Source organism: Erysipelotrichaceae bacterium 66202529 (genome assembly GCA_017161075.1).
Classification (GTDB): Bacteria; Bacillota_I; Bacilli_A; order Erysipelotrichales; family Erysipelotrichaceae; genus Clostridium_AQ.
In genome coordinates this window covers 1,427,925-1,445,927 of record CP046174.1, presented here as the reverse complement: position 1 = coordinate 1,445,927, position 18,003 = coordinate 1,427,925, and the positions used below count along the sequence as shown (strand labels likewise).

Genomic DNA, 18,003 nt, shown 5'->3' with positions numbered 1-18,003 from the left:
GAAGGAAATTCAATATGTATCAGGTTATCAAACGAGATGGAAAGATTTCAGAATTCGACATTGCTAAAATCAGCAATGCCATCACAAAGGCTTTTGAGGCAGTAGAGCGTCAGTATCACCCAAGTATTATTGATATGCTTGCTTTGCGCGTCACCTCTGATTTTGAGCCAAAAATCAAGAATGACCGTATTCAGGTAGAGGATATCCAGGACAGTGTAGAGTCTATTTTAATTCAGTCCGGATATGGGGATGTGGCTAAATGTTACATTCTTTACCGGAAGCAGCGAGAGAAAATCAGAAATATGAAATCCACGATTCTGGACTATAAGGAGCTGGTGGACAGCTATGTAAAGGCGACTGACTGGCGGGTAAAGGAAAACTCCACTGTCACCTATTCCGTTGGAGGGCTTATTTTAAACAACTCCGGCGCAATCACTGCGAACTACTGGCTGAGTGAGATATATGATGAGGAAATCGGAAATGCACACAAATCCGGAGATATGCATATCCATGATTTAAGCATGCTGACAGGCTACTGTGCAGGCTGGAGTCTGAAGCAGCTAATACAGGAAGGCTTAGGCGGTGTAGGTGGAAAAATCACCTCCAAACCGGCAAGTCATCTCGCTACCCTCTGTAACCAGATGGTTAATTTTCTTGGTATCATGCAAAATGAATGGGCAGGTGCACAGGCTTTTTCTTCCTTTGATACGTATCTGGCACCGTTCGTTAAGGCCGACAATCTGGACTATGATCAGGTAAAGAAGTGTGTGGAATCTTTTATTTACGGTGTCAACACTCCAAGCCGCTGGGGAACACAGGCTCCTTTCTCCAATATAACACTGGATTGGACAGTTCCTGCAGATCTTGCAGAGCTGAATTGCATTATCGGAGGCAAGGAAGTAGATTTCAAGTATAAGGATTGCAAAAAGGAAATGGATATGGTGAATAAGGCATTTATTGAAATCATGCTTGAGGGGGATGCCAATGGGCGCGGATTCCAGTATCCGATACCAACCTATTCCATTACCCGTGATTTTGACTGGTCAGAAACGGAGAATAACAAACTGCTGTTTGAAATGACCGCAAAGTATGGAACACCATATTTTTCTAATTATGTAAATTCCGATATGGAGCCAAGCGATGTACGAAGCATGTGCTGCCGTCTGCGTCTGGATTTAAGAGAATTACGGAAAAAGAGCGGAGGTTATTTCGGAAGTGGTGAAAGTACAGGCTCTGTTGGTGTTGTAACGATCAATATGCCAAGAATCGCTTATCTGTCAACGGATAAGGAGGATTTCTATAAACGGCTTGATCATTTAATGGATATTGCTGCACGCTCTTTAAAGGTAAAGCGTACTGTCATTTCCAAGCTGCTGGAGGAAGGACTGTATCCGTATACCAAGCGTTATCTGGGAACCTTTGCCAACCATTTCTCTACCTTGGGACTCATTGGTATGAATGAGGTGACATTAAATGCGACGTGGTTGGGCATGGATCTGACACAGAAAGAGGCACAGTCTTTCACTAAGGAAGTGCTGAATCACATGCGGGAGCGTCTGGTAATCTATCAGGAGGAATATGGAGATCTATATAATCTGGAGGCAACTCCGGCGGAATCCACAACCTACCGTCTTGCTAAACACGATAAGGAGCGTTATCCGGATATCATTACAGCTACTGAGGAAGGAAATACCCCTTATTATACAAACAGCTCTCACCTGCCTGTAGGATATACCGAAGATATTTTTGAAGCATTGGATATACAGGACGACTTGCAGACTCTCTATACCTCAGGCACCGTATTTCATGCCTTTTTAGGAGAAAAGCTGCCAGATTGGAAAGCTGCTGCTGCCCTGGTACAAAAAATAGCCGAGAACTATCGTCTGCCTTACTACACACTGTCACCAACCTATTCCATATGCCGCAATCACGGCTATATAAACGGCGAGCATTATACATGTCCTGAATGTGGTGGGGCAACCGAGGTGTGGAGCCGTATTACCGGATATTATCGCCCGGTACAGAATTGGAATGAAGGAAAAAGTCAGGAATTCAAGGAGCGCAAGGTTTATGATATTGGACATTCTGTATTGAAAGGGAAGGATGCACTTCCTCATGTAAATAAAGAAGCAAAAGCACCTACTGCTGTCGACGAAAACGGAATTTTCTTATTCACAACAAAAACCTGTCCGAATTGTAAGATAGCAGATACATGGTTGAAAAGTGCGGGTATTTCCTATGAGAAGATTGATGCGGAGGAGCAGGCTGAGCTCACACAGAAATTTTCTATTATGCAGGCACCGACTTTGGTTGTATGCAAGAATGGAGCTTGCGAAACATTTAGCAATGCGTCAAATATACGCAAATATATAGATAGAGTACAAAAAGCGTAAAAACGAGGGGTACATATTATAAGTATGTACTTCTTTTCTATGCCATGACTCATTATTTCTGTTATAATTGTGTTAGAGATACCATGTTCAGCTAAATGGCGCGAACCCTAAGCTCCCATGAAAACCCCGGGAGGTTCGCGCTTCATTTTGTTCAATAAAACACATATGTAACAATTTTCATGCTTTAAATCTATAAATGCAATATATTTTTATGTAAAATTGTTTCATTCTTGGCTATTCATGGGAATTTTCATGGTCTAGCCTCCCAGAGGCTAGTGGATCTAAATAGAGCATCACAGATTTTATCAATCGTTTCGAGTGTCTAGCCTCCCAGAGGCTAGTGAATCTAAATCCTGTAGTTGTATCAATAGCCATGAGCGTTCCTCGGTCTAGCCTCCCAGAGGCTAGTGGATCTAAATTCTTTGATAGCGTCTTGAATGATAAACACTATCGTGTCTAGCCTCCCAGAGGCTAGTGGATCTAAATCTGTATATCCACTGCTGATACCTTACCTATTCGGGTCTAGCCTCCCAGAGGCTAGTGGATCTAAATGCATATCTCCTTATTGAGATATGGATAGAGGAGGAGTCTAGCCTCCTTGAGGCTAGTGGATCTAAATTGTGCTTGAAACGATGGACTTTGAGGCGAATGCGTGTCTAGCCTCCTTGAGGCTAGTGGATCTAAATCTTGCAAAGCTACAGGGTGTAAAACCTTTTGAAGTGTCTAGCCTCCTTGAGGCTAGTGGATCTAAATCTTTGTGGAATGGAAATGGAACAGTTAAGGTCGTGCCTAGCCTCCCAGAGGCTAGTGGATCTAAATTTTTTTGCGCTTATTGTTGTACTTTTTACAAAAGTCTAGCTTTCTCAATCTGTATCTAATCATCACTTTCCTGAAGAACTACTATATGGTGTGAAATCTGGAACCTGTCCATTAACAACCTGTACCACTAATGGTATTTCAGTCTTTGTCTCTAACTCCGATGTACTTAGAAACGTTATAACCTGTGCATTCACTCTTACCACAAGTGAAATTTTAATCATAGTATTATTGATTCCATACGGCTTTGACTCAGTCTTAATCTCTCCGGTAACATCATTCAACATTCGCATACGAACCCTTATCTTTGGTCCCTTATCGTACAAAAAGAAAATATGACTCAAATAACCCGCCGGAACCTCATATAAAACACCATCCTCATAGAAAACATCCTTTGTAGTAGGATCCTTTTTGCCGTCCTGTGCTGCCAGCAACGACTTATCTATCGTATTCAATGCTGAATAAAGCAACTGATTTAATTTATACGAATCATATTCAATGCTGCTGATATCTCCACCTGTTGTACGGTTAATCTTGAACAAAGCATTCGTATCATATTCGATATCCGCCAGGACTTCCTTTACGATATTATTTATAGCAAACCCGGTATGCTGCTTGGCGATTGCCTGCAGCTGCGGCTCCATATACGTATTAAAAGAACGGATGATGCAGCCAAACCCCAAAACGATTGCGACCAGCAGAAGGATCAGCTTCTGTTTTTTATACTTCCTGCTTTTTACTTTTCTCATGAGCATCTTATCTGTTGCGAAAGCAAAGACATCCTCCTGTATAACAGTATATGAATCCCCTGTATAAAACATGATAAATCATACATATCGAAGCAGCCATAAAAAAAGATGCGATTTTCTCACATCTTATAGCTGATCCAGCACATCGAAGCGATCCAGTGTCTTGCAATCCGCAATCACGACAAGGTGATCCTCCTTCTGAATTTTATATTCCGCATCCGGACATACATTCAGATGCTCCTGTAAATAAGAACGGATTCCTACTACATTGATTCCAAACCTTCTACGCAAATCCAGTTCAATCAAAGACTGCCCTACCCATTGCGGAGGTGTTGGAATTTCAACAATACTATATTCCTTATCCAGATCCACAACATCTATAATATTCTTGCCGAGAACCCCTTTTGCGACCTGCTCTCCCATTTCCTTCTCCGGCCGAACAACCTTGTTGGCACCCAGCTCTGTAAAAATCTGCATATACCGCTTATTTTTAGCCTTTGCCACAATATACGGTACCCCTAACTCCTTCAGATTGATAATAGCCATCACACTTTCCTCAAGATGGCTTCCCATACTCACGATTGCGATATCACAATCCTGAACACCGGCCTCACGCAACTGATTGATATCTGTAATATCACACAGCATACTCTGTGTGACAATATCCGCCATGCGATCTACACACTTCTCATCATTGTCGAGTGCAATAACCTCACAATTATAGCTGCTCAATGTTTTTGCGACCGTTGATCCGAAAATCCCTAAACCAAGAACAACATACTGTCTGTTTGAAAACTTTTTCATTTTTCTATCTCCTTAACCCACAATAATATTTCCATTCGGGTATGAAACCTTATTTGCTGCATTTCTATTTGGCTTATTACGCGTCAGTGACAAAATCAGTGTAGAAATACCGATACGTCCAACATACATTAGAAAGATAATAACCAGCTTCCCTCCTACCCCCAAAGAAGCCGTAACGCCAAGGCTGGAGCCAACCGTCGCCATTGCACTGACCGCCTCAAATGACAGGCTTAGAAATGGCTTCTGCTCCACAACATTCAGCAGGAAAATACCGGTAAATAGCACAACAACATTGATAAAGAAAATCCCCATAGCACGGATGATGATTCCCCTGCCGATTTTCCGATGCAAAACAACGGTATGCTCTCTCCCCTTTAGGGAAGAAATGATATAGATAACTACCACTGCAATCGTTGTTGTCTTAATACCACCTGCCGTACCACCCGGAGAACCACCGATAAACATAACAACCATCATCAGCAAATCGGTTGCCGGCTTCAGTCCGGCATAATTGATGGTTGTAAACCCTGCAGTACGGAGCGCAATGGATTCAAACATTGCAGTCATCAGCTTTTCGAAAATGTTAAAATCTCCCAGTGTCGCAGCATTTGTAAATTCGACTGCCATAATCAAGCATCCTGGAACGACGATCAAAAGCAGACTGACACTTAATACGATCTTCGTATGTAGGGATAAAGAATGTCTGAACTTTTTGAACTTGATCTGACGGTGCAGAAGCGGCCCCACCTTATCGCGGATATCAAACCACACTGCAAACCCCAATCCGCCAAGAACGATCAGAGCCATAATCGTTAAACACATCAGCGGATCATGGACATATTCTTGCAGGCTCACAGACCCCAGCGTATCAAACCCTGCATTACAGAACGCAGAAACAGCCAGGAAAATCGCCTTAAAGCTCCCATCCACAAGACCGAAGCGCGGAATCATCCGAAAGGATATCAGAATTGCCCCAACAGCTTCAAAGAACAAGGTATAGTACAGGATATCCAGCAGAAACTTTCGCATATTTACAACCCGGTCCTGATTGAGCATTTCCTTCATAGCCATTTTCTCATTCATGGATAAACGGTTTTTCACAATCAATATAAAAACCGCCATAAAGGTCATTAGCCCAAGTCCGCCAATCTGTATCAGTAACAGCAGAATCACCTGCCCGAACCAGTTCAGCTGATCAGCCACCGTAAATACGCTCAATCCCGTTACACAGGTCGCACTGGTTGCTGTAAACAGTGCATCCAGCCAGTTTAGAAACTGAAAATTCTTATTGGAAATCGGCAGCATCAGCAGGAGGGTTCCACTCAGAATAACAAGCAGGAAGCTTGATGCAATTTTCTGAGCCGGAGACAGCTTTCTGAACCCCAGCACCGAGTGAATAAAATTTGTCATATCAATTTAACCAGACTTTCTTTCTATTGTTCACAGAATACTGACATATATGTATGCAGTCTTCACTTTTTCTTTATACAGAACAGACAGCGGCTGCTGAAAGATGTATCAAATATATTCTACACATATTATTTTTTTTTACAATATGCTTTTCTAAAAAACATATAAACTTTCCCAATACTTTTTATAATGATACGAAAAAAGGCTCCTTTCTTAACGAAAAAAGCCTTTTTCTTATTAAAATTCTAGTAATTTTCTTTACGTACCTCGAAGTAAGAGCGTGGATGGTTACATACAGGACATACCTCAGGAGCAGTTTTTCCAGTGTGCAGGTGTCCGCAATTCAGACATTCCCACAATGTTTCCTCTGCCTTTTCAAAAACGGTTCCATCCTCAATGTTGTTCAGCAATGCCACATAGCGCTGCTCATGTGTTTTCTCAATCGCAAGAACACCTTCCATCGTATCTGCGATATCATCAAAGCCTTCTTCACGAGCTTCCTTTGCCATACGTGCATACATATCTGTCCATTCAAAGTTTTCACCCGCTGCAGCATCCTTCAGATTGGTTACTGTATCCGGCATACCGTCATGCAGCAGCTTGAACCATAATTTAGCATGCTCCTTCTCGTTGTTTGCAGTCTGCTCAAAAATATTGGAAATCTGAACATACCCATCCTTTTTCGCCTTGGAAGCATAATACGTATACTTGTTTCTTGCCATGGATTCTCCGGCAAATGCTTCATTCAGGTTTTTCTCAGTCTTTGTTCCTTTTAAATTCATTTTATTTCCTCCTTTTAAGATTGTCCTTGTCCCAGTGTATGAATGTCATGAAGCGCTTATGCGTTCAGCGATACGCATACAGCTGAAAAGCGTGACAACCTTTTACCAATGCCTATATTATACTCTATTTTTCCATAAATTTCATTCTTTTTCTAGGATACCATCGTTTCACACAATGCTTTCCATTTTCACATTTTATGAGATAATCATCATTTTTATTCCATTTTTTCAAAATATTTTTTAGAAACTGTTCCTTTTTCTTATTTTTTTCATGTTTTTATATACAAATTTTCTGTTATGCAGTAAAATTCTTCTATAGGAGGTATCTGATATGGCAGAAAAACACCCGTTTGATGATTTTGGAATCAATTTATTCAGCGAAAGCGTGATGAAGGAATGTCTTCCTCATCCGATTTATACAAAATGGAAAACCGCAACTCGCAAGGAGGATGCATTGGATCGTCCCACAGCGGATGCAATCGCACACGCAATGAAAAAGTGGGCGATGGATAAGGGAGCTACGCATTTTACACACTGGTTTCAGCCGCTGACCGGCTCCACAGCAGAAAAGCATGACAGCTTTATCGAGCCGGGAGACCATGATCAGCCGATTTCCAGATTCAGTGGAAAATCTCTGATCAAGGGGGAGGGAGATGCATCCTCCTTTCCAAGCGGAGGACTGCGGGCAACCTTTGAAGCACGGGGATATACGTACTGGGATTGTACATCACCGGCGTTCCTGCGTGATAATGTATTATGTATTCCAACTATCTTTGTTTCCTATAACGGAGAAACCCTGGATAAAAAGGCTCCCCTGTTAAAGTCTGCGGAAGCGATCAGCAAGCAGGCAACCCGCATCGTAAACCTGTTTAAGGATAAGGATATTAAGCATGTCAATGCCATGGTTGGTCTGGAGCAGGAATATTTTCTGATTGACAAGGAGCTGTATTTGCAGCGTAAGGATCTTGTGCATACCGGACGTACCCTGTTTGGCTCCATGCCTCCCAAAAGCATGGATATCCGGGGACATTACTTCGGCAGCATCCCTGCGCGTGTTCAGGAATTTATGACAGAGGTGGATGAAGAGCTGTGGAAGCTGGGCATCTATGCAAAGACAGAGCATAATGAGGTTGCTCCGTGCCAGTTTGAAATTGCGCCTCTCTTTATAGATGCCAATGTTGCGGTTGATCAGAATCTGATTATCATGGATGTTTTAAAGAAGAAGGCGGATAAGCACGGTATGGCATGTCTGCTTCATGAGAAGCCGTTTCAGGGAGTAAATGGAAGTGGTAAGCATAATAACTGGTCCCTGGTGACAGACGATGGACAAAATCTGTTAGAGCCAGGAGATCGTCCGCATGAAAATATCCGCTTTCTGTTATTTGTGTGTGCCATCATTGAGGCAGTGGATACGTATCCGGAGCTGCTGCGTATGGCTGCCAGCTGCTATGGAAATGACTACCGCCTGGGAGCGGATGAGGCACCGCCTGCCGTTATTTCCATTTGTATGGGGGATGAGCTGGAGGTTATTCTGGAAAAGCTGCGCAGAGGAGAGCATGAAATCAAGCCGGATGTAGAAACACAGCCGTATGCGATTGCAAATCTGTCCTATGTGCCAAAGGATACCAGTGACCGGAACCGTACCTCACCGTTTGCATTTACCGGAAACAAATTTGAATTCCGTATGGTTGGAAGCAGCCGAAGTGCCTCAACAACAAATATTATATTGAATTCCATTGTTGCGGATTCACTGAGAAGCATTGCCGACCAGCTGCAGCAGTATAAATATATCGATGATATCCGCCGGAAATCTCTGGATATCTGTCGTGATATATTACGCAAGCATTCCCGGATTCTATTTTCCAAGGACGGCTACAGCGAGGAATGGATCAGGGAAGCGCAGGAGCGCGGTTTACCAAATATCAAGCACTATGTGGACAGCATTTATTCCATGCTGGATGATAAGGCTGTGGCGATGTTTGAAAGAAATAAGGTATATGATCGCCTGGAGCTGGAAGCCCGTGTGGATATTCTTACAGAGGAATACCGGAAATCCGTTAAAGCAGAGGTGCTCACACTGCTGGATATCAGTAAGAAGGATATCCTTCCTGCCCTTGTGCGTGAAATTAAATTTTATACGGATGCCCAAAATTCTCTGGGTGTGGAAAACAGCTACTATCAGCGTAAGATCAAGCATCTGTGTGATTTGCTAAATACCTTTGATACCCGCTATCATGATTTGAAGGAACAAATGATTGAGCGGCAGCAGTATCCGGATAATATGGAAAAGGCACAATACCTGAATCATACGATTGTTCCAAAAATGGGAGAGCTTCGTGCAGTGATCGACGAGATTGAGGAAGCCGTTGCGTCCGATAATTACCCATTCCCTACCTATGACGATATGTTTATCTCCATGCAGTAATAAGCGTATCATCTATTGTATGGTTCCTTCTGAATTTTAGATGTTTTACGATTATGCAGGTACCCTATGTGCCTGCTTTTTTATTTCATTCATTTCTGTGTTTATACTTTGTTTATCCTTTTGTAACAGATGCTTCACAAACAGGAGAAATTGTTAAGATTTTGTAAGCATAAATCGCCGTTTTAACGAATTGTTAACAAAACCTGCTTGTTTCTTTTTCTTTCGTTATTTATACTAAAGCCACTTGAAGGAAAGGAAGATCATTATGACTTTACAAAATGTATTATCCTTATTGGGAGGTCTGGCACTGTTCCTGTATGGCATGCATATGATGAGTGTCGGCCTGGAAACAGCAGCCGGAGACCGTATGAAGGCGATTTTGGAAAAGCTCACCAGCAATCGGCTGCTTGGGGTAGCAGTCGGTGCCGGTATTACCGCAGTTATCCAGAGCTCCTCAGCAACTACCGTTATGGTTGTCGGATTTGTAAACAGCGGACTCATGACGCTGAATCAGGCAGTCTGGATCATCATGGGAGCCAATATCGGAACAACGATTACAGGGCAGCTGATTGCTTTGGATGCCTCCCGGATCGCACCGCTGGTCGCTATCATCGGGGTGGTGATGGTAACCTTTCTAAAGGGGAAGCGAATCAATTCCATCGGTGATATTCTGGCAGGACTTGGGATTCTGTTCATCGGTATGGATATGATGTCCAATGCCATGACGCCTCTTCAGGATTCCCCGGTGTTTCTAAACGCCATGACCTCGATCTCCAATCCGCTGCTTGCGATTGCACTTGGCGCCGGGTTTACCGCCCTGATACAAAGCTCATCCGCTTCCGTCGGTATCCTGCAGGCTTTGGCTTTCAGCGGCCTGATTCCGCTATCTAGTTCAATCTATATCATATTCGGACAAAATATCGGTACCTGTATCACCGCAGTGCTGGCATCTCTGAGTGCAAACCGCAACGCAAAGCGGACAACAATTATCCACCTGTCCTTTAACATCATAGGCACCATATTGTTCTTCTGCTTCATCCATATCGTTCCATTTGTGGACTGGATGTGTGCAATTACGACAAATCCTGCAGCACAGATTGCCAATACACATACGATATTCAATATCGTGACAACACTCATTCTGTTACCGTTCGGCAATCAGCTGGCACGTCTTGCACAGATTCTGATGCCGATTCGGAAAGAGGAGTATCAGCATGATGAAACAGCGCTTCCTCTCACCTTTGTGGATATCAACAACATCGGCAGTGTTCCGATTGCTATTTCTTCCTTACGCAAAGAGGCACTTGCCATGCTGAAAATGGCACAGATCAATCTGCGTGAGGCGATCCATGGAATTTGCCAGGAGTCATGCAATGTAGAGGATATTGAGAAACGGGAAAAGCGCATCGATTATATCAATTACAAAATATCTGATTATATGACCTCGGTATCTACTCTGCCAATGAACCCCACTGCTTCCAATACGATCAATGCGCTGTATAAATGCTATGCGGATATCGAACGGATTGGAGATCATGCCATCAATATTCTGCAATATACGAAAAATGAGCAGGAGCGCCTGCACGATGTCCGTGTGATTCATGAGGAGCTGAAGCAGCTAGAGCAATTACTGGATAAAGGCTTTCAGCTGCTATATACCAACCGGCTGGAATCACAGGATGAAAGTCTGCAGAAAATCGAACGGATTGAAGCACGCATTGATGAGCTGACAGCAGAATACCGCAACCGGCAGATCGAGCGTATGGTACAGAAGCAGATTCACCCCAGAGACTGTGTCATTTATTCTGAAATCATGACCGATATTGAGCGTGTCAGCGATCATATCATGAATATCATCGAGGAGTGCCGCCGCTGCAGCTTTACCTTAAATGATGAAGAATTAAAGGATATGCCGCTCATTCAGGAATGCGCAGCGTAACAAAGACGCAAAAACAGCCTGTGTCCCCTCTCCTTTTTCAATCAGATATATTGGCAAACAAGGATTCCTTCGGGAATCTTTTTTTATGTTTTCTGACAATATGGTTACGCTGAACATCACACAGCAGGTGATCGCTTAAAAGAAGCTTTACAAAGCAGAGGAAATCGTTAACCATTTCATTACATTACCAATCAGAAAACGGTTTCATATACTGCTTATAAATATTTTGTGTTATTTATTAACAAACTCTTAACAAAACCTGTATTGTGTGAATATGTATTTACCGATATACTAAAACTATGTTCGTACGTCACTCGAACAGGAGGTTATGTATTCATGACATTTGATAGTATTCTGAAATTATTCGGGGGCCTTGCCCTGTTCCTGTATGGTATGCATATGATGAGCTCCGGGCTGGAGGGAGCTGCAGGAGACCGTATGAAATCCATACTCGAAAAGCTGACCAGCAACCGGTTTTTAGGCATTATTGTCGGTGCCGGTATTACCGCAGTGATCCAAAGCTCCTCTGCCACGACAGTAATGGTTGTCGGTTTTGTCAATTCCCAGCTAATGACACTGCATCAGGCAGTATGGATCATCATGGGTGCCAATATCGGTACGACCATCACCGGACAGCTGATTGCACTGGATGCTTCGAAAATCGCTCCTCTAGTAGCAATCTTCGGTGTCGTTCTGGTTACGTTTCTAAAAGGCAAAAAAATCAATGCCTTTGGTGAAATCTTCGCCGGTCTTGGTATTCTGTTCATCGGTATGGATATGATGAAGGATGCCATGGTACCGCTGCAGCAAAGCGAAGCATTCATCCATGCCATGACAACAATTTCCAACCCTGTTCTGGCGATTCTGCTGGGCGCAGGCTTCACTGCTCTGATTCAGAGCTCCTCTGCTTCCGTCGGTATTTTACAGGCACTTGCCGTTAGCGGTTTGATTCCGTTAAGCAGTGCGATCTACATTATTTTCGGGCAGAATATCGGTACGTGTATCACCTCTGTGCTCGCTTCACTTGGCGCCAACCGAAATGCCAAGCGGGCTACCATTATCCATCTGTCCTTTAACATCATTGGAACGCTCGTCTTCATGGCGTTTGCAGCACTCGTCCCATTTGTATCCTGGATGGAAAGCTTTACCTCCAATCCGGCAGCACAGATTGCCAATACGCATACGATATTCAACATTGCAACGACACTTATGCTGGTACCGTTCGGTTCCCGTCTGGCTAAACTGGCACAGGTGATTCTGCCTGTAAAGCCGGAGGAAATCGAGGATGCCGGCTACAATATACCGCTTACCTTTGTCGATGAGGACAATATCGGTTCTGTGCCGATTGCCATCTCCTCACTGCGGAAGGAGGCTATGGCGATGCTGCAGCTTGCGGAGACAAATCTGGCAGAATCCATGGATGCCTTATGCGGAAATGCCTATAATTATGAAAAAATCATGAAGCGTGAAAAGCGAATCGATTATATCAATTATGAAATCACCAATTATATGACCCTTGTCAGCTCATTGAAAATGAATGAGTCGGATTCCACCACCTGCAATGCATTATATAAGTGCTTTTCCGATATAGAACGAATCGGAGATCATGCCATCAACATTATTCAATATTCTGCCAGTGAGGAAAACAAGCTGTCCAGCTCGAAATACATACAGGATGAATTACACCAGCTGGCTTCCCTGTTATCAAAAAGCTTCTCCCTGCTGTCTACCTACAGCCTGGATTCCCAGGATGAATGCTTTGAGAAAATCGAACGGATTGAAGACCGTATAGATGAGCTGACAGCAAGCTACCGGCAGGCACAGATTGAGCGTCTGATGGACAAGAAGGTGGATGCCAAGGACTGTGTAATCTACTCCGAAATACTGACAGATGTGGAACGTGTTTCCGATCACATCATGAACATCATTCAGGAGGCAAAGCGCTGTAACTTCACACTGAGCGATGAAGCTATGCAGGTCAGCGATCCTGCATTATCCGCTGTCTAGACACCGCATAGGTGTCTTTTTCTTTTCTCTATGCTATACTTATGGAAAGAGGTGATGATATGAATATCAGTTCTCGTTGTATCCTATGCTTATTAAAGAAAGAAGAACAACGTGTAAGAGCCTGCCCCAGCGAGCATAAAAAAGCACAATATCTCAAGGATGTCATGCGTGTTATGCTGGAGGCAGATGCTGCAGATACCATGCCGTGGATTTCCGATCGAATCCGGCTGTTAACAGCACCTGTACCCGATCAGCCTGTGGATTATGCCAAAATAAAAACACATTTCAATACGATGCTGCTGGAGATGGAGCCTCAATTACAGGAAGCCATTGAGCAGGCCCCAGATCCGCTCTCCTATGCAATGCGCCTTGCCCGCTGTGGGAATTATATTGATTTCGGTGCTATGGAGAACGTGGATGAGGATATTCTGCATGCACTGTTACAGCAGGTACATGAGGAAACACTGGAGCCCACTGTTTATGAAGACTTCAAGCAACATGCCGCAAACAGCCACACACTTTTGTATCTGTGTGATAATTGCGGAGAAATCGTTTTAGACAAGCTGTTCCTACAGCAGCTGCAAAAGCAGATTCCACACCTGGATATCACAGTCATGGTACGCGGTGGTGAGGTTATCAATGATGCAACCATGAAGGATGTAGAACAGGTTGGGCTTCATGAGTTTTGCACATGCATAGACAGTGGTGTGCCATTAGCTGGCTGCGATCTGCGCCATATAAGCAAGGAAGCATATGCACGTATTGTTTCCAGCGATATCATCATCGCCAAGGGACAGGCAAATTTTGAATCCTTATATGGATGTGGCCTGCCCATCTATTATCTGCTGTTGTGCAAATGCGATTATTTCTGTGAACGCTTTGGCATGCAGCGGCTGCAGGGAATCCTCGCCTATGAGAAAACACTGGAGCTGGCTGCATAACACATGACATGATGATTAGCATCAGTCCGCATAAGAAAATCTCTCACTATAAGGTACAAAGAAGAAACAGGAGATACAAAAGGACGGATGCGTATGTATGCTTTTGTATTTCCTGTTTCTCATATCTTCTAGGACGAGAAAGAACCAGCATATGGGCTGGTTTTTTATTTTATCAGAGTACTTTCTCATACACGCACTGCACCACATGAAACCGTATACGGGATGTACAGTAGGTAAAACCAAGCGATTCAAGCAAACGGCGGGAACGGATATTTTTCTTCTGTGTTTCCGCTACAATTCTTCGCACGCTTCCCTGCTTTTGCAGATTGGATAAAACAGCATGAATGGATTCCTTTGCATAACCGTTTCCCCAGCTTGCAGAAGTATACTGGTACGAAAGCTCCAGCACATCGCTGACAGGATATTCCTCAAGTTCAATCAACCCGATACATGCATGATCACTTTTTCTATGTACAACAAAGCCCTGATATCGTGCGTTCTCCAGCTTTCCTTGTACATTGCACTCAGCAGTATCCCATGCTAATGCACCTCCTAAATATTCACGTATGGCAGCATCGGTAAATAAATGAATCACCTCATCTGCATTCTGCAGCGGATATAGCCTGCAGCGTGTTGTCTCCAGCATCTGCGTTCCTCCTATAGGATAAAAGCGGCATCTGTTTTACACAGAATACCGCCTTTTCTAATCCTCTATATCTTGTTCTATGCGCTCCTCTATTTCCAGCGCTTCCTTTTTCATTTCCTTTGATACCTCATCCAGATTCACTGCTTTCTTCTTCAGCCGATAGTTTACAAATTCCTTCACTGCCATATAGATAACCGCAAAGCACGGCACCCCGATAAACATACCAATGACGCCAAACAGTCCGCCGCCGACACAGACGGAAAACAAAATTCCAATGCTTGGAAGTCCCAGCTTATCTCCCAGAATCAGCGGCCCTAGAATATTGCCGTCAAACTGCTGCAGGGCGAAAATAAACAATGCAAAATACAGCGCCGTAATCGGATGTATAATAAAGAGAATCACGATTCCCGGTACCGCACCGATGAAGGGCCCGAATACCGGAATCATATTCGTAACACCGATAATGACCGACAGCAGCAATGCGTACGGGAACTGAAAGATCAGGGAACCGATATAGCATAATACACCGATAATCAAAGAATCGATTGCCTTTCCTACGATAAAGTTATTGAAGATATCACCGCTCGCAAGCACCATGCGATGCAGATATTCACTGACCTCTGTTGGAAACAGTGCATAATTGATCTTTTTTGCATATCCGGAAAGACGTTCCTTGTCAATCAGCATATACAAGCCTGCCATGATACTCAGCAGAATATTCAGCAATGTGCTTCCAAACGCATAGGTAGCCTTTGCCATCTGCGGCAGCGCATCGGTTACGAATTCAGTCAGCTTTTCAAAGAAATCCGTTTCGGTTATATAATTGGTTACCTGCTTAGTGTCAATCGCATACCGTTCAACAAAATCCAGGGCAAATTTCTGGAAATCCTCAACATAGCCGGGGAATGCCTTCACCAGCGAGAAAATACTGTCAAATAGCTGCGGCAGCAGCAATGCCAGAAAGGCGCACACGATGGTAATTCCCAGAATCACAGCCAGTACAGCAGCTATGCTTCGTTTATGCTGTGGTTTCATAGGCACCTTGCCAAGCAGCCTGGTTTCAATCAGCTCCATCGGCTTATTCAACAGGAATGCAATCGCAAAGCCCAGTATAAACGGCGTTGTCAGCGAGCAGACGCTCCGGATTGCCCGTATGATAAAGTCTATTTTATCAAAAGCGAAATATATGCTGATCCCTATGGCGATAACAATCACATAGAGCCATATCTTCTTTCTCATTTCCTCGGTTAATCTAAATTTCATATATGTCGCCTCCATCCCTATCTATTCTACCATGAAAAAGCACTTTCTTTTCTTACAAATTCGAAAGTATTACATAGGTAGAATGGTCTGCTTCAGCTTCTCAAATACATAAGAATCTGTTTGCATCTGTGCTTCCTTTTTATTTGCCAGCGTTTTCGCATGAACACTCAGCAGCGGAGGCAGCTGCAGCCGTTTAAAGCTGTTCTTCGCCATCGTGGTCAGCAGCCATTCCAAATCGGAAATAAACACCTTGGGATCATCCAGACCATAGTAGCTCAGCCAGCGTGCGATATCCTGTTCCCAGATGCTTCCATCCGCATAGCTTTCCATGAAGGCACGAAGTGTAAGATCTCTTCCCAGATGCTCTATGAGATAATCGTGATAGAACCATTTCATCGGATCAAGCTGGGCATCCTTTAACTCCGCACTCGGCGGCATTTCCCAATCTATCCCCTGCTCATGTACACGGGGCAGAAGGTTGCAGGGAATAACCTCTTTCCCAAAGCGATCATTCAATGCCGCAGACAGATCAAAGAGCTGAACCTTTGTCAAATCCCCAATGACGGATAATGCACCAATGCTGTCACCATACAGCGTGCAATAGCCCAGGGCCGTTTCCACCTTGTTTCCATTATTCACAACAACACCGCCCAGGATACCGGCAAAGCCGCTTAACAGATACCCGCGGGAGCGTGCCTGCAAATTCTCCATTACCAGGGAAGGCATTTCTTCCACATCATAGCCGTATTCCTGTCGAAGCAGCTCCGCACTCGCCTGTATCAGGGATTTCATATTTCCTTCCTTATAATGAATACCCAGGGCCTGCGCTTCCTTCGCCGCATTGGAAATGGTCGTGCTGCTGTTGTGCTGTGTCGCAATATTATAGCCGTATACGCGTTCCTTGCCAAGTGCTGCACATAACAGGGCTGCCGTCACACTGCTATCCAGACCGCCGCTCATCCCAACGATCCAGGGCACACGTCCGCCAAATACCTGGCTGTCAAAATCCCGGATTCCCATAAGCAGGGCATCGAGCAGCTTCGGCTGAGAAGGGAGTGCTTCCTTTGTTTCACTAAGCTCCACAATATGCATCTCCTCCTGAAACCAGTCTGCCTGATAGATTGTCTTTTTCGCAATACGGACACCGCTGCCCCCCTGCATGACAACAACCTCCTTACCGCTGTTTTGCATACCGACAGCATTTGCATAAATGACATTGCCCTTCAGAGAAACATCCTGATCCAGCGTAAACATTGCCGCATCCAGATTGATATTGATATCCGTTAATTGTATTTCCCGTCCAAAATTCAGTGCAAATACATGATCCTTATATTCGATTGCACTGTTGATTGGATTTTCTTCAAAATAGCGTGCATCATCTGTAAATGGTGTATTGCGCTTTACCCGCATATGCGTCTGTCTCTGATAGGCAAAAAATGCCGCATTGAATCTTCTGCGGTTACGATAGCGGATATTTCCCCATACAATGGCGATATCCTCACTTTCTGCCACCAATTCATCATTAAAGCTGTCCACATAGCGGCACCAGTCCTCATCCAGCCACTGATCACCCAGCCGGTATCCACTGACTGCATTTTGCGGGAATACGATTAAATCCGCCTGTGCTTCTCTGGCACGCTGTATCATTTGTTTCATATAGGAAACGTTTTCTTCACATTTCCCCTGTCTGACATGCATGGTTACAACTGCAACCTTCATGATATCCCTCCTAACTTCAACATGAGTATCATACCATGAATCCTGATAGAAATGAAGAATTCCCTTTTAAAGTTGACACTTCTCCTATATAATATAGAAACAGGATAAG

Annotated in this window: 12 protein-coding genes; 5 read left to right on the top strand and 7 right to left on the bottom strand. The window is 43.9% G+C overall.

The features are described 5' to 3' along the window. Positions 1-14: 14 nt before the first annotated feature. Positions 15-2,393, top strand: coding sequence for a ribonucleoside triphosphate reductase (locus tag GKZ87_06760; protein ID QSI25209.1), 2,379 nt, complete (start codon positions 15-17; stop codon positions 2,391-2,393). 881 nt (positions 2,394-3,274) lie between these two features. Here GKZ87_06760 and GKZ87_06755 read toward each other — a convergent pair. The 4 genes from GKZ87_06755 to GKZ87_06740 form a co-directional block, all read right to left on the bottom strand. Continuing rightward, positions 3,275-3,958 carry a sporulation protein YunB gene (locus GKZ87_06755; GenBank protein QSI25208.1) on the bottom strand — a complete coding sequence of 228 codons (684 nt, stop codon included), beginning with the start codon at positions 3,956-3,958 and terminating at the stop codon, positions 3,275-3,277. A 126-nt stretch (positions 3,959-4,084) separates the two neighbouring features. Then, positions 4,085-4,762 (bottom strand): TrkA family potassium uptake protein, encoded by a 678-nt coding sequence (locus GKZ87_06750; protein QSI25207.1) that lies wholly within the window; start codon positions 4,760-4,762, stop codon positions 4,085-4,087. Positions 4,763-4,774: 12 nt separating this feature from the next. After that, positions 4,775-6,172 (bottom strand): TrkH family potassium uptake protein, encoded by a 1,398-nt coding sequence (locus GKZ87_06745; GenBank protein ID QSI25206.1) that lies wholly within the window; start codon positions 6,170-6,172, stop codon positions 4,775-4,777. 245 nt (positions 6,173-6,417) lie between these two features. Further along, the gene (locus tag GKZ87_06740; protein QSI25205.1) at positions 6,418-6,954 is read right to left on the bottom strand and encodes a rubrerythrin family protein; all 537 of its coding nucleotides are present in this window, start codon (positions 6,952-6,954) and stop codon (positions 6,418-6,420) included. A 331-nt stretch (positions 6,955-7,285) separates the two neighbouring features. On the opposite strand from GKZ87_06740, the gene GKZ87_06735 reads away from it, so the two are divergent. The 4 genes from GKZ87_06735 to GKZ87_06720 all read left to right on the top strand — a co-directional run bounded on the left by GKZ87_06735 (position 7,286) and on the right by GKZ87_06720 (position 14,266). Then, positions 7,286-9,379, top strand: a complete 2,094-nt coding sequence (locus tag GKZ87_06735) for a glutamine synthetase type III (protein ID QSI25204.1) — start codon at positions 7,286-7,288, stop codon at positions 9,377-9,379. A 265-nt stretch (positions 9,380-9,644) separates the two neighbouring features. Next, entirely contained in the window at positions 9,645-11,318 is a 1,674-nt protein-coding gene (locus GKZ87_06730) for a Na/Pi cotransporter family protein (GenBank protein ID QSI25203.1), read from the top strand. Positions 11,319-11,654: 336 nt separating this feature from the next. Next, positions 11,655-13,325, top strand: a complete 1,671-nt coding sequence (locus GKZ87_06725; protein ID QSI25202.1) for a Na/Pi cotransporter family protein — start codon at positions 11,655-11,657, stop codon at positions 13,323-13,325. A 59-nt stretch (positions 13,326-13,384) separates the two neighbouring features. Next, positions 13,385-14,266 carry a DUF89 family protein gene (locus GKZ87_06720; protein QSI25201.1) on the top strand — a complete coding sequence of 294 codons (882 nt, stop codon included), beginning with the start codon at positions 13,385-13,387 and terminating at the stop codon, positions 14,264-14,266. Positions 14,267-14,438: 172 nt separating this feature from the next. Here GKZ87_06720 and GKZ87_06715 read toward each other — a convergent pair whose 3' ends face one another. The 3 genes from GKZ87_06715 to nadE all read right to left on the bottom strand — a co-directional run bounded on the left by GKZ87_06715 (position 14,439) and on the right by nadE (position 17,894). Continuing rightward, positions 14,439-14,912 (bottom strand): GNAT family N-acetyltransferase, encoded by a 474-nt coding sequence (locus GKZ87_06715; GenBank protein ID QSI25200.1) that lies wholly within the window; start codon positions 14,910-14,912, stop codon positions 14,439-14,441. Between the two features lie 57 nt (positions 14,913-14,969). After that, positions 14,970-16,175 carry an AI-2E family transporter gene (locus tag GKZ87_06710; GenBank protein ID QSI25199.1) on the bottom strand — a complete coding sequence of 402 codons (1,206 nt, stop codon included), beginning with the start codon at positions 16,173-16,175 and terminating at the stop codon, positions 14,970-14,972. A 69-nt stretch (positions 16,176-16,244) separates the two neighbouring features. Beyond that, positions 16,245-17,894 carry an NAD(+) synthase gene (nadE, locus tag GKZ87_06705; GenBank protein QSI25198.1) on the bottom strand — a complete coding sequence of 550 codons (1,650 nt, stop codon included), beginning with the start codon at positions 17,892-17,894 and terminating at the stop codon, positions 16,245-16,247. Between the last annotated feature and the right edge of the window lie 109 nt (positions 17,895-18,003).